Annotated in this window: 15 protein-coding genes and 1 pseudogene; 12 read left to right on the top strand and 4 right to left on the bottom strand. The window is 34.1% G+C overall.

All coding sequences use genetic code 11. The features are described 5' to 3' along the window. The first annotated feature begins 2 nt into the window (after positions 1-2). The 3 genes from tilS to ABD011_RS11370 are packed head-to-tail and all read left to right on the top strand — an operon-like array spanning position 3 to position 3,905. Positions 3-1,316 carry a tRNA lysidine(34) synthetase TilS gene (tilS, locus tag ABD011_RS11380; RefSeq protein WP_343798363.1) on the top strand — a complete coding sequence of 438 codons (1,314 nt, stop codon included), beginning with the start codon at positions 3-5 and terminating at the stop codon, positions 1,314-1,316. A gap of 1 nt (position 1,317) precedes the next feature. After that, positions 1,318-2,940, top strand: a complete 1,623-nt coding sequence (gene ade / locus ABD011_RS11375) for an adenine deaminase (protein ID WP_343798361.1) — start codon at positions 1,318-1,320, stop codon at positions 2,938-2,940. Positions 2,941-2,942: 2 nt separating this feature from the next. Next, positions 2,943-3,905 (top strand): YheT family hydrolase, encoded by a 963-nt coding sequence (locus ABD011_RS11370; RefSeq protein WP_343798358.1) that lies wholly within the window; start codon positions 2,943-2,945, stop codon positions 3,903-3,905. Here the strand turns inward: ABD011_RS11370 and ABD011_RS11365 are convergent. Next, positions 3,898-5,369, bottom strand: a pseudogene (locus ABD011_RS11365) (SLC13 family permease). The gene ABD011_RS11370 and the pseudogene ABD011_RS11365 overlap by 8 nt on opposite strands. A 92-nt stretch (positions 5,370-5,461) precedes the next feature. Between ABD011_RS11365 and ABD011_RS11360 the strand changes: the two are divergent. The 8 genes from ABD011_RS11360 to ABD011_RS11325 all read left to right on the top strand — a co-directional run bounded on the left by ABD011_RS11360 (position 5,462) and on the right by ABD011_RS11325 (position 12,670). Then, positions 5,462-7,000, top strand: a complete 1,539-nt coding sequence (locus ABD011_RS11360) for a YifB family Mg chelatase-like AAA ATPase (RefSeq protein WP_131507005.1) — start codon at positions 5,462-5,464, stop codon at positions 6,998-7,000. Next, on the top strand, positions 7,000-8,223 hold the full coding sequence (locus ABD011_RS11355) for an Nramp family divalent metal transporter (RefSeq protein WP_343798356.1): 1,224 nt from the start codon (positions 7,000-7,002) through the stop codon (positions 8,221-8,223). Before ABD011_RS11360 ends, ABD011_RS11355 begins: the two co-directional genes overlap by 1 nt. Continuing rightward, the gene (pxpA, locus tag ABD011_RS11350; RefSeq protein ID WP_343798353.1) at positions 8,220-8,963 is read left to right on the top strand and encodes a 5-oxoprolinase subunit PxpA; all 744 of its coding nucleotides are present in this window, start codon (positions 8,220-8,222) and stop codon (positions 8,961-8,963) included. Before ABD011_RS11355 ends, pxpA begins: the two co-directional genes overlap by 4 nt. 7 nt (positions 8,964-8,970) lie before the next feature. Then, positions 8,971-9,702, top strand: a complete 732-nt coding sequence (pxpB, locus tag ABD011_RS11345; protein ID WP_343798351.1) for a 5-oxoprolinase subunit PxpB — start codon at positions 8,971-8,973, stop codon at positions 9,700-9,702. Next, entirely contained in the window at positions 9,695-10,546 is an 852-nt protein-coding gene (locus ABD011_RS11340) for a 5-oxoprolinase subunit C family protein (RefSeq protein WP_343798349.1), read from the top strand. The genes pxpB and ABD011_RS11340 overlap by 8 nt, the downstream gene beginning before the upstream one ends. Before the next feature lie 69 nt (positions 10,547-10,615). After that, positions 10,616-11,143, top strand: coding sequence for a hypothetical protein (locus tag ABD011_RS11335; protein ID WP_131506997.1), 528 nt, complete (start codon positions 10,616-10,618; stop codon positions 11,141-11,143). A gap of 56 nt (positions 11,144-11,199) precedes the next feature. Beyond that, a complete protein-coding gene (locus ABD011_RS11330) occupies positions 11,200-11,859 on the top strand; it encodes a hypothetical protein (protein ID WP_343798347.1) in 660 nt (219 codons plus the stop codon). After that, entirely contained in the window at positions 11,852-12,670 is an 819-nt protein-coding gene (locus ABD011_RS11325) for a sensor histidine kinase (protein WP_343798345.1), read from the top strand. The genes ABD011_RS11330 and ABD011_RS11325 overlap by 8 nt, the downstream gene beginning before the upstream one ends. On the opposite strand, the gene ABD011_RS11320 is transcribed toward ABD011_RS11325, so the two are convergent. The 3 genes from ABD011_RS11320 to ABD011_RS11310 form a co-directional block, all read right to left on the bottom strand. Further along, positions 12,667-13,365, bottom strand: coding sequence for an RluA family pseudouridine synthase (locus ABD011_RS11320; protein ID WP_343798343.1), 699 nt, complete (start codon positions 13,363-13,365; stop codon positions 12,667-12,669). The genes ABD011_RS11325 and ABD011_RS11320 overlap by 4 nt on opposite strands. Before the next feature lie 328 nt (positions 13,366-13,693). Beyond that, positions 13,694-14,512, bottom strand: coding sequence for a 3-methyl-2-oxobutanoate hydroxymethyltransferase (gene panB / locus ABD011_RS11315; protein ID WP_343798341.1), 819 nt, complete (start codon positions 14,510-14,512; stop codon positions 13,694-13,696). 83 nt (positions 14,513-14,595) lie between these two features. Then, positions 14,596-16,020, bottom strand: a complete 1,425-nt coding sequence (locus ABD011_RS11310) for an L-serine ammonia-lyase (protein ID WP_343798339.1) — start codon at positions 16,018-16,020, stop codon at positions 14,596-14,598. Between the two features lie 202 nt (positions 16,021-16,222). On the opposite strand from ABD011_RS11310, the gene dnaK reads away from it, so the two are divergent. Further along, positions 16,223-18,130: a molecular chaperone DnaK gene (gene dnaK / locus ABD011_RS11305; protein ID WP_131506987.1), complete on the top strand. Its 1,908-nt coding sequence runs from the start codon at positions 16,223-16,225 to the stop codon at positions 18,128-18,130. The last annotated feature ends 54 nt before the right edge of the window (positions 18,131-18,184 follow it).

The raw sequence follows: 18,184 nt of genomic DNA, 5'->3' as shown, positions 1-18,184 counted from the left end.
TAATGCTAGAAAGATTCAACAAACATATCATCCAAAATCTTCCTTTTCTAAAAGAAAGTAAACTCCTTATTGCAATTTCTGGCGGAATTGATAGTGTGGTGTTAATGCACTTGTGTCGTGCTGCTAATTTTAAGTTTGCTTTAGCACATTGTAATTTTAATTTAAGAGGAAAAGAAAGCGATGCAGATGAAGATTTTATCGTTCAACTTGCTGATGATTTAGAAATTGAAGTGTTTGTGCAGAATTTTGAAACCGAAACCTATGCTAAAACACAAAAACTATCTACGCAAATGGCAGCAAGGGAGTTGCGCTACAACTGGTTTAATGACTTAGCAACACAACTTAAGTTTGACTACATTTTAACTGCTCATCATGCTGATGATGATTTGGAAACCTTTTTAATCAATCTCACAAGAGGAACAGGTTTAGAGGGTTTTACAGGAATTCCTATTATAAATAACAATACGGTTAGACCATTATTGCCATTTTCTCGTTTGGAAATTGAAGCGTATGCCAACGACAATAATTTAAAATGGAGAGAAGATAGTACAAACGCATCCACAAAATATTTGCGCAATAAAATACGTCATGAGGTTATTCCTGTATTGAAAGATATTAATCTGCAATTATTGCAAACCTTTAGTCAAACTCAAGCCTTTTTAAAAGACTCAAAAGCAATAATTGACGATAGGATAGATGATGTTTCCGATAAGGTTATAAAAGACATTACAGAGTTTGAAATTCAATTTGATATTTCAGAAATTAAGAAACTCAGTCATCCAAAAGCCTATTTGTATGAATTATTAAAAGTATATGGTTTTACCGAGTGGAACGATGTATTTAATTTGTTAGATGCGCAATCAGGTAAACAAGTGTTTTCTGAAACCCATCGTTTAATAAAAGATAGAGATTACTTGCTGTTGAGTGATTTAAACACTGAAGATAAGCAGCAAGTAATAACAATTTCTGAATGTGACGATAAAATTAAAACTACTGCGGGAGTTCTCTTTTTTGATGAAGCTGATGCAATTTTCGGAAAAGACGCTAATCGTATTTTTGTAGATAAGAAAAAGCTCAAATTTCCTTTAACAGTAAGACATTGGCAAGAAGGCGATTATTTTCATCCGTTAGGAATGAAAGGAAAAAAGAAATTAAGCAAATACTTTAAAGACGAGAAGATGTCGCTCTTAGACAAGGAACACACACTTTTGCTATGCTCTGGAGATTACATTATTTGGGTTATTGGTAAACGTGCCGACAGTCGTTTTAAAGTTACTGACAAGACTAAGAAAATTATTAAAATAGAATTAAAATAACTTGATTTTACAAGGACAAATTGTCGATATTCTTAATCGACGCATCTTTAAAGGTGAAATTACTATTAAAGATGGAAAAATAGTAGCTATTGAAGAGAAAGCACATAACGTAAACCAGTATATACTACCTGGTTTTGTAGATGCTCACATACATATTGAAAGTTCTATGCTAGTGCCAAGTGAGTTTGCACGAATTGCTGTAACTCATGGTACAGTGGCAACGGTTTCTGATCCTCATGAAATTGCGAATGTGCTTGGAGTAGAAGGTGTGGAGTTTATGATTGAAAACGGAAAACAAACACCTTTTAAATTCAATTTTGGTGCGCCTTCATGCGTTCCTGCCACTACTTTTGAATCGGCTGGAGCTGTTATAGACTCTGATGGAATTAAGCAATTAATGGCAAATCCAGAGATTAAGTATTTAGCAGAACTTATGAATTATCCTGGTGTGCTTAATGACGATCCAGAAGTTTTAAAAAAAATAGAATGGGCAAAACACTTTAATAAACCCATTGATGGTCATGCTCCAGGTTTGAGAGGTGAAGCAATTTCAAAATACATCAACGCAGGTATTTCAACTGATCACGAATGTTTTACGTTTGAAGAAGGTTTGGAAAAGCTCCAAAAAGGTATGAAAGTCTTAATACGCGAAGGTAGTGCAGCTAAAAACTTCGATGCTCTAATCGATTTGTTACCAAAACATTTTGAAAACATGATGTTTTGTAGTGATGATAAGCATCCAGACGATTTAATACTTGGTCACATCAATACGTTGTGTGCAAGAGCTGTAGCAAAAGGTATAGATGTGTTTAAAGTGCTGCAAGTAGCTTGCATAAACCCTGTAGAGCATTATAATTTAGATGTAGGTTTGCTAAAAGTTGGCGATGCGGCTGATTTTGTTATTGTCAATGATTTAAAGGATTTTAAAACCCTTCAAACCTATATTAATGGTGAGTTGGTTTATGATAAAGGTGAATCTAAAATTCAATCAACTCCTTTTGAAGTGTTGAATAATTTTAATACTGAAAAAAAGCAAGTTGAAGACTTTAAGTTTAAAACAACTTCTAAACAAATACGCGTTATTGAAGCACTAGAAGGACAATTGGTAACAAATGAAATTATTGCTGAAAGCTTGCTTAAAGATGGAAATTTGATATCAAATATTGAAAACGATATCTTAAAGATGACTGTCGTGAACCGTTATCAAAATCAAAGTCCAGCTCTAGGGTTTATAAAAAACTTCGGACTTAAGGAAGGAGCTATAGCAAGTTCGGTAGGTCATGATTCGCATAATATTATTGCTGTTGGAGTGGATGATGAAGCGATTTGTAAAGCGGTTAATCAGGTTATTGAACATAAAGGTGGTATTTGTGCGATTTCCAATTCCGAAGAAAAAATAGTACCACTTCCTGTTGCAGGAATTATGAGTGATAAAGATGGTGTTGCTATTGGAAAAGACTATGCAGCATTAGATGCTATGGCAAAACAATTAGGTAGCACGTTGAATGCGCCATATATGACTTTGAGTTTTATGGCGTTGTTAGTGATTCCGTCGTTAAAGTTGAGTGATAAAGGGTTGTTTAATGGTAGTACATTTACGTTTACACCAGTAGAAGTGAGTTAATAATGCCAATAGTAGAGTCAAAGTACAAAGCGCCTTATTTTTTTAGAAACGGATTTGTGTCAACAGTGTATTCTGGTTTGGTGCGACGCGTTAAAGATGTTGTTCAAGAACGAGAACGAATCCATTTGCCAGATGGCGATTTTCTGGATTTAGACTGGAGTTTTTCAAAAGAAAAAACCAATAAACTTATAGTATTGTTGCATGGATTAGAAGGTCATGCGCAACGACCATACATTACAGGAACTGCAAAACTGTTTAATACAAACAACATAGATGCTGTAGCAGTTAATTTTAGAGGATGTAGTGGAACACCAAACTTAAAATTTCGTTCGTACCATTCTGGTGCTACCGAAGATTTAGAAGCTGTTATTCAACATGTTTTAGAGCAAAAATCATATGCGCATATATACATAAAAGGCATCAGTTTAGGCGGTAATATGGTTTTGAAATATATAGGAGAACGCGATGATGTACCTAATCAAATTAAAGCTGTAATTGCTGTTTCGGTACCTTGTAGTTTAAAAGGATCTTCGGGTGAATTACATAAAATGAATAATATTTTATTTCACAATAATTTCAAAAAGCATTTGCTAAAAAACTTGAAAGAGAAGCAAACACAACATTCTGGTAAATTGAGTGATAAGGAATTTAATTCAATTAAAACTTTAAAGGATTTTGACGATGTTTATACCTCCAAAGCGCATGGATTTAAAGATGCTTTTGATTATTATGAGAAGAGTAGTAGTCTTCAGTTTTTATCAAATATAAAAATACCAACCTTACTTATTAATGCCTTAAACGATTCGTTTCTATCACCAGAATGTTTTCCTGTTAAAGATGCAAAGCATAATCCTAATTTACATTTAGAAATGCCTAAGTATGGAGGTCATGTTGGGTTTATCGATAGGAAGAACATCTATTACAACGAAAAACGAGCCTTGGAGTTTATATCTTCTGTTAATTAGCTTTTAAACTTTCAGGAAAGCCATTAACAGTAATATCCCAAAGTAGAGGCAGCATAAAATACACAAACAAGGTTAAAATGACTATTGATATAACATTCATTATAATGCCTTTGCGAACCATATCAGGAATTCTCAAATAACCAGAACCAAAAACCACAGCGTTTGGAGGTGTTGCCACAGGAAGCATAAAAGCGCAAGATGCAGCCACTGCAGCACCAACCATAAGAATATAAGGATGCATATCTACAGCTATTGCCATTGACGCTAAAACAGGTAATAGCATAGCTGTGGTTGCTAAGTTGGAAGTGATTTCGGTTAAAAAGTTTACAGCAGCAATAAGTAATAACACAATTAGTATTGATGAAATTCCTACTAAGGTTGTCATTTGGTTGCCAATCCATTGTGCTAATCCGCTTGTTTCAAATCCCTTTGCTAAAGCCATTCCTCCTCCAAAAAGCAAAATAATTCCCCAAGGTAATTTTACAGCATCTTCCCAAGTCATGAGTTGCTCTTTTTATCTTTGGAAGGAATAAAAAATAAGACTATAGCAAAAATAATAGCTATGATGGTATCATCGAGCTGTGGTAATATTGTATTGAATAAAAAGGAGCGTGTAATCCATAAAAATGCTGTTGTAGCAAAAACAATGGCTACAGCTTTCTCTTCGTAACTCAGTTTTCCTAAGTTTTTTAAAAGTCTTTTAATTTCTTGTTTTCCACCAGGAAATTCTTTCTGTTTAAAAGTGAAAGCAAAATTGGTGAGGTATTTCCAACAGATGAAAAGTAATAAGATTGAAATAGGAAACCCAAACATAAACCACTGTAAAAATGTAATTTCATAGTTGTAAGTATCTAGAACAACACCAGCTAAGACAAGATTTGGAGGAGTGCCAATTAAAGTTGCAATGCCACCAATAGAGGCGCTGTAAGCTATGGCAAGCATTAGAGCTTTACCAAAAATTAGGTTTTCGTCTTCAATTGTGTCAGGATTATCTTTTAATTGAGAGACGATAGCAATGCCAATAGGTAGCATCATTACAGAAGTAGCTGTGTTGGAAATCCACATCGATAAAAACGCTGTAGCAACCATAAACCCAAGAATAATATTTTTAACGTTTGAGCCAATAATGTTAATAATGTTTAAGGCAATGCGCTTGTGTAAATTCCATTTCTCAATAGCAATTGCAATAATAAAACCACCTAAATATAAAAACACAAACTTATGACCAAACGCACTTGTGGTGTCACTTAAACTCAAACCGTTTGATAAGGGAAACAAAGCTATAGGAAGTAGTGCAGTTGCTGCAATAGGAATAGCTTCGGTAATCCACCAAACTGCAATCCATGATGTAGATGCTAGTATAGCATTGGCTTCGCTTGATAAGCCTTCTGGATGAAAAAAAAGTTTGATGATAATAAATAAAGCAGGTCCTAAAATAAAACCGATACGTTTGGAGGTGTTCATAGTCTATTAATGCAAATATGCAGTAATGATAGTAAATTTTAATCAATTTATTATTTGTCTTTTTTTATTACATTTAAGGAAACCAATCTTTTATGCTTAAAAAAGTCTTTGGAAGCGCAGTTTTTGGCGTTGAGGCAACAACCATTACTGTTGAGGTAAATGTCGATAATGGAGTGGGTTATCATTTAGTAGGTCTTCCTGATAACGCGATTAAAGAAAGCAATTATCGTATTGCGGCTGCACTTCAAAATAACGGTTATCGAATTCCTGGAAAAAAAATAATTATCAATATGTCGCCTGCCGATTTGCGTAAGGAAGGTTCTGCTTATGATTTAACATTGGCAATCGGAATTTTAGCGGCTTCTAATCAAATAAAAGCTGAAAACCTAGAAGACTATCTCATAATGGGAGAATTGTCTTTAGATGGAACATTACAGCCTATTAAAGGTGCGTTGCCTATTGCTGTTAAAGCTAGAGAAGAAGGTTTTAAAGGGTTTATTCTGCCAAGTCAAAATGCAAAAGAAGCTGCGATTGTTAATGATTTAAAAGTTTTTGGAGTTGATAACATCAAACAGGTTATTAACTACTTTGATAAAGATGAAGCTTTAGAGCAGACTATTATAAACACAAGAGAAGAATTTTATAAAAATCTCGATTTTCCTGAGTTTGATTTTGCTGATGTAAAAGGTCAGGAAGGAATAAAACGCTGTATGGAAATTGCTGCAGCAGGTGGTCATAATATTATTTTAATAGGGCCTCCAGGAGCAGGGAAAACAATGTTGGCAAAACGATTACCAAGTATTTTACCTCCAATGACATTGAGTGAAGCGTTAGAGACTACAAAAATCCATTCGGTAGTTGGTAGAGTAAAAGAGCATACAGGACTGATGTCACAACGACCATTTAGAAGTCCTCATCATACTATTAGCAATGTTGCTTTGGTTGGTGGAGGAAGCTACCCTCAACCAGGAGAAATCTCTTTATCTCACAATGGTGTGCTTTTTTTAGATGAATTACCTGAGTTTAAAAGAGAGGTTTTAGAAGTAATGCGTCAACCTTTAGAAGATAGAGAGGTAACGATTTCTAGAGCTAAATTTACAGTAACCTATCCATCGTCGTTTATGTTGGTAGCAAGTATGAATCCGAGTCCTGGAGGATATTTTAACGATCCTGATGCTCCTGTAACTTCGTCTCCTGCTGAAATGCAACGGTATTTAAGTAAAATTTCTGGGCCATTATTGGATAGAATTGATATTCATATTGAAGTCACGCCTGTACCTTTTGAAAAACTATCTGATGACAGAAAAGGTGAATCTTCGGTTGATATAAGAAAACGCGTTACTGCTGCTCGAGAATTTCAAACTAAGCGATTTAAAGAGTTTGATAATGTGCATTATAATGCGCAAATGAATACAAAACAGATTAGAAAATTTTGCGTTTTGGATGATAATTCAAAACAATTGCTTAAAACAGCAATGGAGCGTTTAAATCTTTCTGCTAGAGCTTATGATAGAATTTTGAAAGTAGCACGTACTATTGCAGATTTAGAGGCTAGTGAAGCAGTAAATGGAGCGCATATTTCAGAGGCTATTCAATATAGAAGTTTAGATAGGGAAGGTTGGTTAGGCTAATGAAAGCATGGTTTAAAAATATAGGTCCAGGACCATTGGTTGCAGCGGCTTTTATTGGACCTGGAACAGTAACAGTTTGTACGCTTGCAGGAGTTGGGTTTGGTTATGCGTTGCTTTGGGCTATGTTGTTTTCAGTATTTGCTACAATAGTATTGCAAGAAATGTCAGCGCGATTAGGAGTAATTACTCAAAAAGGCCTTTCGGAAGTTATAAGAACTGAAATTAAAAATCCTGTTTTAAAGACTATTGTAATTGTTTTAATGTTGTCAGCGATAGTTGTAGGTAATGCAGCTTATGAAGCAGGAAACATTAGTGGAGGCGTATTGGGTTTGGAAACGTTATTTGGTAATCCGAGTGTTGAAATTGGTGTGTTTGATGTGAATGTTTTTAGTTTAATCATCGGTTTGGTTGCGTTTTTAATTTTAACTATTGGAAATTATAAAACACTAGAAAGAATATTAGTAGCTATGGTTATGGTAATGAGTGTTGCTTTTTTAGTGACAGCAATACTAACAAAGCCTAACTTAATTGAGATTTTTAAAGGCTTGTTTGGTTTTAAAATGCCTAAAGAAAGTGTGTTGACTGTTGTTGGTTTAATAGGAACTACTGTAGTGCCTTATAATTTGTTTTTACATGCAGCATTGGTTAAAGAAAAGTGGCGTGCTGAAAGTGATTTGAAGCATGCTAGAAAAGATACTATAGTTGCTGTTGTGTTGGGAGGAGTGGTGTCAATGTGTATTATTATTTCAGCTTCAGCGATTCAGACTAAAACAATTAGCAATGCTGCGGATTTAGCTTTAGGGTTAGAGCCTTTGTTTGGTAGTTTTTCAAAGTATTTTATGGCTATCGGACTGTTTTCGGCAGGCATTACAAGTGCAATTACTGCGCCTTTGGCAGCTGCTTATGTTGCTAGTGGGTGTTTGGGTTGGAGTACCAATTTAAAATCTAAGACCTTTAAAGGTGTTTGGTTGTTTGTTCTAGTTTTAGGAGTTGTATTTTCTTCTTTAGGAATAAAATCTATAGAGCTAATCAAGTTTGCACAAGTAGCTAATGGATTGCTGTTGCCTGTAGTTGCTGTGTTTTTGATTTGGGTTATGAATAAATCTGAATTGCTGGGTAAATATAAAAACAGCTTATTGCAGAATATTGTGGGAATAGTGATTCTTTTAGTGGCTATTTTCTTAGGTTTAAAAAGTGTTTTAAAAGTGTTTAATGTGTTATGATGAATGGATATACTGTAGATATTAATGTTGATGTTGGAGAAGGTTTAGGTAACGAAGCTAGGTTGTTGCCTTATGTGTCTTCGTGTAATATAGCTTGTGGAGGACACGCTGGAAATGAGGAAACAATGATTGTTGTTGCTAAACTAGCTAAAGAGTTTAGTGTAAAAATTGGTGCGCATCCTTCATTTCCTGATATAGAGAACTTTGGGAGAAAGCCAATGGAGATGTCTTGTGCTGATTTATATACTTCGGTAAAACAGCAGGTTAGAGGGTTTATGAATGTGTTGCGTACCGAACATCTTGCATTGCATCATATTAAACCTCATGGTGCATTGTATAACCTGGCGATGAAGGATGAAAAGACTGCTAGTGTGATTATTGAGGTGATAAAAAGTATAGCGCTACCCGTAAAATTGTATGTGCCTTATGGTTCTGTGATAGCAAATTTAGCTTTGAAAGAACAAATTCCTGTAATGTATGAAGCGTTTGCAGATAGAAATTATAATGAAGATTTAAGCTTAGTGTCAAGAGATAAAAGCAATGCTATTTTAAATTATCCTGAAGCAGTTTTTGAACATGTTTTTAATATGATTTCAAGGCAGAAAGTAAAAACAATAAGTGGAGTAGAAGTCGATATAAAAGCAGATACTTTTTGTGTGCATGGAGACTCTCCAAACGTTGAAAAAATATTGCAATATCTTACCGGAAAATTAAAAGAACTTCATGTTAAAATAGCCTAATATTTTGATGGATTTTAATCTAAAATATAAAGCTTATGGTGAGCGTTCAATTTTAATAGAATGGCCTAATGAAATAAATGAAATTATTCTTGAAGATATTCTAATTTTTAAAAATAGTATAGCTGATAATTATATTAAAGAAGTAGTTGAGATAAATAATGCATATAACTCGATATTAATTATTTGCAAATTTACTATTGATAATATCAATGATGAAATTTCAGCATTGAAATCGATTTATTTTAATCGTAAAAAAGTTGGACATAGAAGCCAATTGTTGTGGAAAATTCCTGTGTGCTATGATGCGTTTTTTGGTATTGATTTAGAAGAAATCTCTGCTCAAAAAAAGCTGTCAAAATCAGCAATTATAAAACTACATTCGCAAGCTATTTATACTGTTTTTTTTGTAGGCTTTTTACCTGGTTTTTTATACTTGGGAGGTTTAAAAAATCAACTACATTTTCCTAGAAAATCTTCCCCTAGAATGGAAGTAAAAAAAGGAGCTGTTGCCATTGGAGAATACCAAACAGGAATATACCCAAATGTGAGTCCTGGAGGCTGGAATATTATAGGTAATTCGCCAGTTGAGTTTTTTGATGTTTCCAAAGACGAGCCTTGTTTTGCGAAGAGTGGAGATAAAATTCAGTTTTACCCAATATCTTTAAATGAACATAGAGCTATTTCAGAATTAGTAGCATTGGAGAGTTATGAATTAGAAAGTGAGGTAATAAATGGTTGAGGTTTTAAAATCAGGATTATATTCAACTATTCAGGATTTAGGTCGGTTTGGTTTTCAGCGTTATGGAGTACCTTTTTCTGGCGCTATGGATGCCTACAGCTCAAAAATTGCAAACACAGTTTTAGGCAATAATGAAAATGATGCTGTTTTAGAGATTACAATGACAGGACCAAGGCTTCTTTTTAAAACACAAACAGTCATTTGTTTAACAGGAGCAGACTTATCTCCAAAATTAAATGACGTATCAATTAGTTTAAATAAAGCGATAAAAGTGAAAGCAGGAGGTGTACTTTCATTTGGTAAACTAAATTATGGTTACAGGTGTTATTTAGCGGTTTTGGGAGGTTTTCAGTCTGAAAGTGTAATGGAGAGTAAAAGTATGTTTTCAAACGTGACTAAAGCAAATAAAATAGCTGTGGGAGACTCTTTGAAGATTAATACAGCTTCCGTTTTTAATTTAGAACATAATGCAACACTTAAAGTTAATACGAATCACTTTAAAAGTAAAACTATAGAGGTATTTGAAGGACCTGAGTTTGAAAGCTTAAGCGATAGTCAAAAAGCGTTACTTTTTAACCAAGAGTTTTCAGTGTCCCAACTTAATAACCGGATGGCTTATCAACTTAATGAAAAGTTAGAGAATAACTTATCGCCAATAATAACCTCAATGGTTTTACCAGGAACTATTCAGTTGACACCTTCAGGTAAGCTAATTGTTTTAATGCGAGATTGTCAAACAACAGGCGGTTATCCTAGAGTCCTTTATTTAAACGAATTGTCTATTAGTAGATTAGCGCAAAAAAAGCCTAATGAAAAGATAAGATTAAAATTGTTAAAGCAGTAAAACAATAAAAAATACTTTACAGTATTGAAAGATTTCAATATTTTAGAACCAACTATTAATTCAAAACTTATGAAAAAACTAATTTTACTTTTGTTAGGATTTGCTTTAGGAGCAGTATTGACTTACTTTTTTTGTTGTAAACAATCTGAAACAGGAATGGAGAACTTAACACCTCCTAAAGGATTGATAACACCTCAAGAAGCTAAAGCTTTGGATACGGCTTACAATCCAAGGTATCAATTAATCAGTGACTCTATTGTGACGCGAAGAGGAGGAGATAACCGATCATCTTGGTATTCACTTGATGATATGAGAGCTTACTTGGATTATGCTGAAAACGAAGCCGATTCGTTAGGGTTTACAATGAATGGTATTAGGGTATATCTTGGAGCTTATCCAGATGCTAACGGTATTCCAGGTTATACAACGATGTTTTTTGTGCCAACAGGCTATCTAAAAAGTGCAACCAACACATCTGATGGTAGTATGAATGCTTTTAGCCACTTTATGCAAGGAGGAAAAGGAGATATTACTGGAGGTAGTGGATTTAATGAAGGCGGTAATGGGCATCCTCCTGGAGCTAATTATCCTCAATAAATTATAGTCTACTTTTGGTCAAGTTTATAAATGATTATGCAAGCTACCTCTACTTAGTGGTAGAAATAATAGCAGCTGTAACGGGTTTAATCTTATATAAAAGATACCGTCATACAGCTGCTAAATACTTTATTTACTTTTTAATTTATGTGGTAGCGTTTGGTGTTATAGGACGCTATACTTTTTGGGTTAGAGATGGAATTTTTAGCTTTTTACAAGGTACTTTATTAGAAAAAAACTATTGGTGGTATACAATATGTTGGAGTTTAGGGGCAATTGTGTTTTTTGTATGGTATTATCTCAAGATTCTCACTAATCAAAGGGCTAAAAGTACTTTGAAAATAGCGCTTGCTTTATTTTTAATAGCTTCACTTTGTATTATCATTTTGACTCTACCTGATTTTTTTAAAACTTCTATTCCTTCAATTAGTGTTTTAGGAGCAGTAATAATTATGCTCTGTGTGTTTTATTATTTTTTTGAAATGCTACAAAGTGATAAAATTTTAAAATTTTATAAATCACTGAATTTTTATATCAGTTGCACTATTCTTGTCTTTTGGTTAGTAAAAACACCTTTGGCTTTTTTTGAGCCTTATTTTAGACTAGCAGATATGGATTATGTTAATTTAAGAGGGTATATTAACTTATTTGCGATTTCATTAATGTATTTGACTTTTACTGTAGGTCTTATAGTTTCAAACCCTGATTATGACTAATTTTTTAATGATTTTTTTACAAGAACAACAACCAATATCAACTTCTGCTGAAAGGAATTTGTTGATTTATATGGTGTTTGTGCTTTTTATTTTATGCGGATTTATCGTTGTCTTTTTTATAGTGTTTCAAAAACGAAAAAATAAACTCTTACTAGACAAAATAGCGCAACAGCAGGCGTTTGATGAAGAAATTTCAACAGCTCAAACCGAAATACAAGAGCAAACCTTAAAGCATGTAGGTTGGGAGTTGCACGATAATGTCGGTCAATTGTTGTCTTATGCTAATATGCAACTGAATATGCTAGGAGCATTAGTTCCTGAAAACATAAAAGGGAAAGTTGATGAGACATCAAACATCGTTAAAGATAGCCTCAAGGAAGTTAGAGCACTTTCAAAGTCTTTAAACAATGAAGTATTACTAAATATGGGTTTTGAAGACTCTGTAAGTAATGAACTTAACCGATTAAAGCGGATGAAATTTTCATCAACTGAATTGGAAGTTAAAGGCGAAAGAAAAGAGTTTAGCGATAAAAAGCATGAAATAATTGTATTTAGAATTCTACAAGAGTTTTTTTCAAACACAGTTAAATATTCCGAAGCTCAAAACTTAAAAGTAACGCTCAACTATCAATCTGAAGAACTAATTATAACAGCAACTGATGACGGTAAAGGTTTTGACATGAAATCTGCTGAAAAAGGCTCTGGACTGATAAATATGAAAAGTAGAGCAGAATTAATTGATGCTAAGTTTGATATATATTCAAAACCTGATGAAGGGGTTACTTTAACCTTAACCTATCCTTTAGGTTAAAGGCAAGCGTCCCAAATAGTATCTTTTGGTAAAGGCGCAATAACCGAAATGGCTTCTTTTTTTACAGGATGAGTAAATTCTAGTTGTCTAGCATGCAAACTAATGCTTGCATCAGGATTACTTCTTTTGAAACCATATTTTAAGTCGCCTTTTATAGGACAACCAATACTTGCTAATTGACAACGTATTTGGTGATGTCTTCCTGTTTCTAGTTCAATTTCCAACAAGAAATAATTGTCAAGTTGCTTCAAGATTTTATAATGTAAGATAGCTTTTTTACTATCTGAAGTTTCTTTTATAAAAGCAGTAGACTTATTGTTTTTAGGATTTTTACGTAGCCAATGAATTAACGTATCTTGTTGTTTAGGTGGTTGGTTTTTAACTAAAGCCCAATAAGTTTTATTAGTTTTTTTCTCAGCAAATAGCTTGTTAAGTCTTGGGAGTGCTTTACTGGTTTTTGAAAACAATACAATTCCTGTTGTGGGTCTGTCTAAACGATGTACAACACCTAAATACACATTTCCTGGTTTGTTGTATTTATCTTTAATATAGCTTTTTACAACATCACTTAAAGGCTTGTCACCAGTTTTATCGCCTTGTACAATATCACCTGCACGTTTATTAACCACAATAATGTGATTGTCTTCAAAAAGTACCTGAAGATTTGATTTATTTGATAGAATTTTTTCTGACACGTGTTTAGTTAGTGATTAAAAAAAAGTAATGAGCCCATTAAAGAGAGCATAAAGTTAATAAAGAAACAAATAACACTAGTTTTAATTGAAGAAGTGATTTCTTTTGTTTTAAGATAATTGACTGTAAATAAAAATATCATTGAAATAAATCCAATTAAAGAATAACCAAAAGTCCTATATATAACATTTTCTATTAGATCAGACTTCATTATCAGATACTGTTCGTGTGAACCTATGAAGAAGAAACTTGATAAAATAAAAGAAATTAAGCAAGTTATTAAAATCAAAGCTAGATTAAATGCTTTTAGAAAACTCACTTGTTTTAAGATTAATACTGTTCAGAGTCGTTAGGGAAATTAACCGATTTTACATCACCTACATATTGCGAAATAGATGTTGTCATCTCTTCGTATAAATTCATATAGCGACGTAAAAAACGTGGGTGGAACTCATGAGTCATTCCTAACATATCATGAACCACTAGTACTTGACCATCAACACCATTTCCAGCTCCAATACCAATTACAGGAATACTAACACTCTCAGCAACTTCTTTTGCTAATTTTGCAGGTATTTTTTCTAACACAATAGCGAAACAACCTGCTTTTTCAAGCATTAAAGCATCTTCTTTTAATTTTTTTGCTTCTTCTTCTTCTTTAGCTCTTACTGTGTAAGTTCCAAATTTGTATATAGATTGAGGTGTTAAACCTAAATGTCCCATAACAGGAATTCCAGCATTCAGTATACGCTTTATAGATTCTTTAATTTCTTTACCACCTTCTAATTTTACGGCATGACCTCCTGATTCTTTCATTATTCTAATAGCAGATCGCAAAGCCTCTTTAGGATCACTTTGGTAGCTCCCAAAAGGTAAGTCTACAACCACTAAAGCTCTGCTTATAGCTCTAATTACCGAAGAGGCATGGTATATCATTTGATCTAAAGTAATTGGCAGTGTAGTTTCATGTCCTGCCATAACATTACTAGCAGAATCACCAACCAAAATAACATCAACTCCTGCGCCATCAACAATTTTTGCCATGGTATAATCATAAGCAGTAAGCATGGAGATTTTTTCTCCGTTTTGTTTCATCTCTATTAAAGACTTTACGGTAATTCTTTTGTATTCTTTTTTAGCTACTGACATAAGATTATAGTTTGTTTATTTCTGTAAAAATAATGAGTTTTAATGAATTTTTATCAATGGAACAGTCTACAAATAAGGAAAGATTAACAATCCACTAAATTTACACCAACTGCTAAACCGCCTTCACTGGTTTCTTTGTATTTGGAATTCATGTCTTTAGCGGTTTCCCACATCGTGTTTACTACTTTGTCAAGCGGAACTTTTACGTTATTAGGATCAGTATCTAAAGCTAATTCTGCAGCATTAATCGCTTTTATAGCTCCCATAGAGTTGCGTTCTATGCATGGGACTTGTACCAAACCACCAATTGGGTCGCAGGTTAGTCCTAAATGGTGTTCCATAGCAATTTCGGCAGCAACTAGAACTTGTTCAGGAGTTCCTCCAAGCAATTCACACAAAGCTCCAGCAGCCATTGCTGATGATACTCCAATTTCGGCTTGACAGCCTCCCATTGCAGCGCTTATAGTTGCACCTTTTTTAAAGATACTTCCAATTTCTCCTGCAACTAGTAAAAATCGTTTGACATGCTCAAAATCAGCTTCATGGTTTTCAATTACCATATAATACATCAATACAGCAGGTATTACACCAGCACTACCATTGGTTGGTGCAGTAACCACACGACCTAATGAGGCATTTACTTCATTTACAGCAAGTGCAAAGCAGCTTACCCATTTTAATATTTGTCGAAACTTTACTTCGGTTTTTCTAATAACTTGTAGCCATTCTTCAGGAGATTGATAAGGTAAATCACCTTTAAGTTTTTGGTGCATGTCATAAGCGCGACGTCTCACATTTAATCCTCCAGGAAGATTTCCTTCTGTATGACAACCTACATACATGCATTCTAGCATAGTGTTCCAAATTCTGCTTAACTCTGAATCGATATGGTTTTCATCATTAATAGACTTTTCATTTTCCAATACCACTCCAGAAATAGGTAGATTTAAGTCTTTACAAAACTTAAGTAAATCAACTCCTGTTTCAGTAGGATACGGAAATGTGCAGTAAAAAATGATTTTATTGGCTTTGGCTGTTTTTCGTTCTTCCTGTACAACAAATCCGCCTCCAATAGAGTAGTAGGTAGATTTATAATTTCTACCATTTATAGTAGCCGTAAACGTTAAAGCATTGGCATGAAACGGTAAAAACTTTCTGTTGAAAGTAATTTCAGTTTTTGGGTTGAATTCTAAAGGCTTTTCATTGTTGAATAAAAGGGTGTTGGTGTTTTTTATTGATGCAATAATGACATCAATGGTGTCAACAGGAATACGTTCAGGATCAGCACCACTTAAACCTAGCATAACCGCATAGTCTGTAGCATGTCCTTTTCCTGTTAAGGATAAAGAACCATACAAGTCAACAGCAATTTTTTCAACTTTATCAAACCTGTTTTTATCTTTTAATTCTTTAATCCAGCGTTCAGCTGCTCGCCAAGGACCTAAAGTATGAGAGCTTGAAGGACCAACGCCTATTTTTAGCATATCAAAAACCGAAATACACTCCATTCACGAAATCGTTTTAGTGCGCCAAATATACTCACATTTGAAGCATTCTCAATATAATAATGTGTAAAATTAAAGTTATAAAAAGTGACATCGTGTCATATTTTTTGTCATGGCACAATCATTGACTTATACAAACCGAATTAAAATTAGAACACAACATTTCTGCGAAAGCGGAAATCTTAAAAACAAATAAAAACAAATTATGAGTAAAATTATTGGAATCGATTTAGGTACAACAAACTCTTGTGTTTCTGTAATGGAAGGTAATGAGCCAGTTGTAATTCCTAACGCAGAAGGTAAGCGTACAACACCATCTGTAATCGCTTTCGTAGAAGGTGGTGAAATTAAAGTTGGTGACCCAGCAAAACGTCAAGCAGTAACAAACCCAACAAAAACGGTTTATTCTATCAAGCGTTTTATGGGTAACAAATATTCTGAATCAAAAAATGAAGCAGAACGCGTACCTTATAAAGTAGTAAAAGGTGATAACGATACACCAAGAGTTGATATTGATGGTCGTTTATATACACCTCAAGAATTATCAGCAATGATTCTTCAAAAAATGAAGAAAACTGCTGAAGATTATTTAGGTCAAGATGTAAGTGAAGCTGTAATTACAGTTCCTGCATACTTTAATGACTCACAACGTCAAGCAACAAAAGAAGCTGGTGAAATCGCAGGATTAAAAGTTCGTAGAATTATAAACGAACCAACTGCTGCAGCTTTAGCTTACGGATTAGATAAAAAAGGACAAGACCAAAAAATCGTAGTATTTGACTTTGGTGGTGGTACACATGACGTATCTATCTTAGAATTAGGAGATGGTGTTTTTGAAGTATTATCAACAGATGGAGATACACATTTAGGTGGTGATGATGTTGATGAAAAAATCATTAACTGGTTAGCAGATGAATTTAATGCTGAAGAAGGCATGGACTTACGTAAAGACCCAATGGCTTTACAACGTCTTAAAGAGGCTGCTGAAAAAGCAAAGATTGAATTATCATCTTCTGCACAAACAGAAATCAACTTACCTTACGTAACAGCTACAGCTAGTGGACCAAAGCACTTGGTACGTACATTAACACGTTCTAAATTTGAGCAATTAATTGACGATTTAGTAAAACGTACTATTGAGCCATGTGAGTCTGCATTAAAAGCAGCAGGTTTAAGTAAAAGTGATATTGACGAAGTTATTTTAGTTGGTGGTTCTACACGTATTCCTGCAGTACAAGAAGCTGTAGAAAAATTCTTTGGTAAAAAACCAAGTAAAGGTGTAAACCCAGACGAAGTTGTATCATTAGGAGCTGGAATCCAAGGTGGTGTATTAACAGGAGATGTAAAAGACGTACTTTTATTAGACGTAACACCATTATCTCTTGGTATTGAAACTATGGGTAACGTAATGACCAAGTTAATTGAAGCGAATACAACTATTCCAACAAAGAAAAGTCAAGTATTCTCAACAGCTGCAGATAATCAGCCATCAGTAGAAATTCACGTATTACAAGGTGAGCGTCCTATGGCAGCAGACAACAAAACAATTGGTCGTTTCCATTTAGATGGTATTCCACCAGCACAAAGAGGTGTTCCACAAATTGAAGTAACGTTTGATATAGATGCTAACGGTATCATTAAAGTATCTGCGACTGATAAAGCAACTGGTAAATCTCAAGATATCAGAATTGAAGCGTCTTCAGGATTAACAGAAGATGAAATCCAAAAGATGAAGCAAGAAGCAGAAGCAAATGCTGAAGCTGATGCTAAAGCAAAAGAAACTGCTGATAAATTAAACAGTGCTGACGCTATGATCTTCCAAACTGAAAGTCAGCTAAAAGAATTTGGTGACAAATTATCTGATGATAAAAAGAAACCAATTGAAGAAGCACTTGAAGAATTGAAGAAAGCTTACGAAACAAAAGATATCGCAGTAATTGATCCAGCTTTAGAAAAAATAAACGAAGCTTGGAAAGTAGCTAGCGAAGAAATGTACAAAGCACAAGCCGAAGCACAACAAGGTGCAGCAGGAGCAGAGCAACCTCAAGGTGATGCAGGAGCATCTAACGAAGGTAGCGATGTAGAAGACGTAGACTTCGAAGAAGTGAAATAAGTTCGGAGCTGTCATGCTGAACTTGATTCAGCATCTCAAAAATTTTTACATAAC

The sequence above is a fragment of the Gaetbulibacter jejuensis genome (assembly GCF_039524015.1).
Taxonomy (GTDB): domain Bacteria; phylum Bacteroidota; class Bacteroidia; order Flavobacteriales; family Flavobacteriaceae; genus Gaetbulibacter_B; species Gaetbulibacter_B jejuensis.
This window is presented reverse-complemented; position numbering and strand designations above follow the sequence as displayed.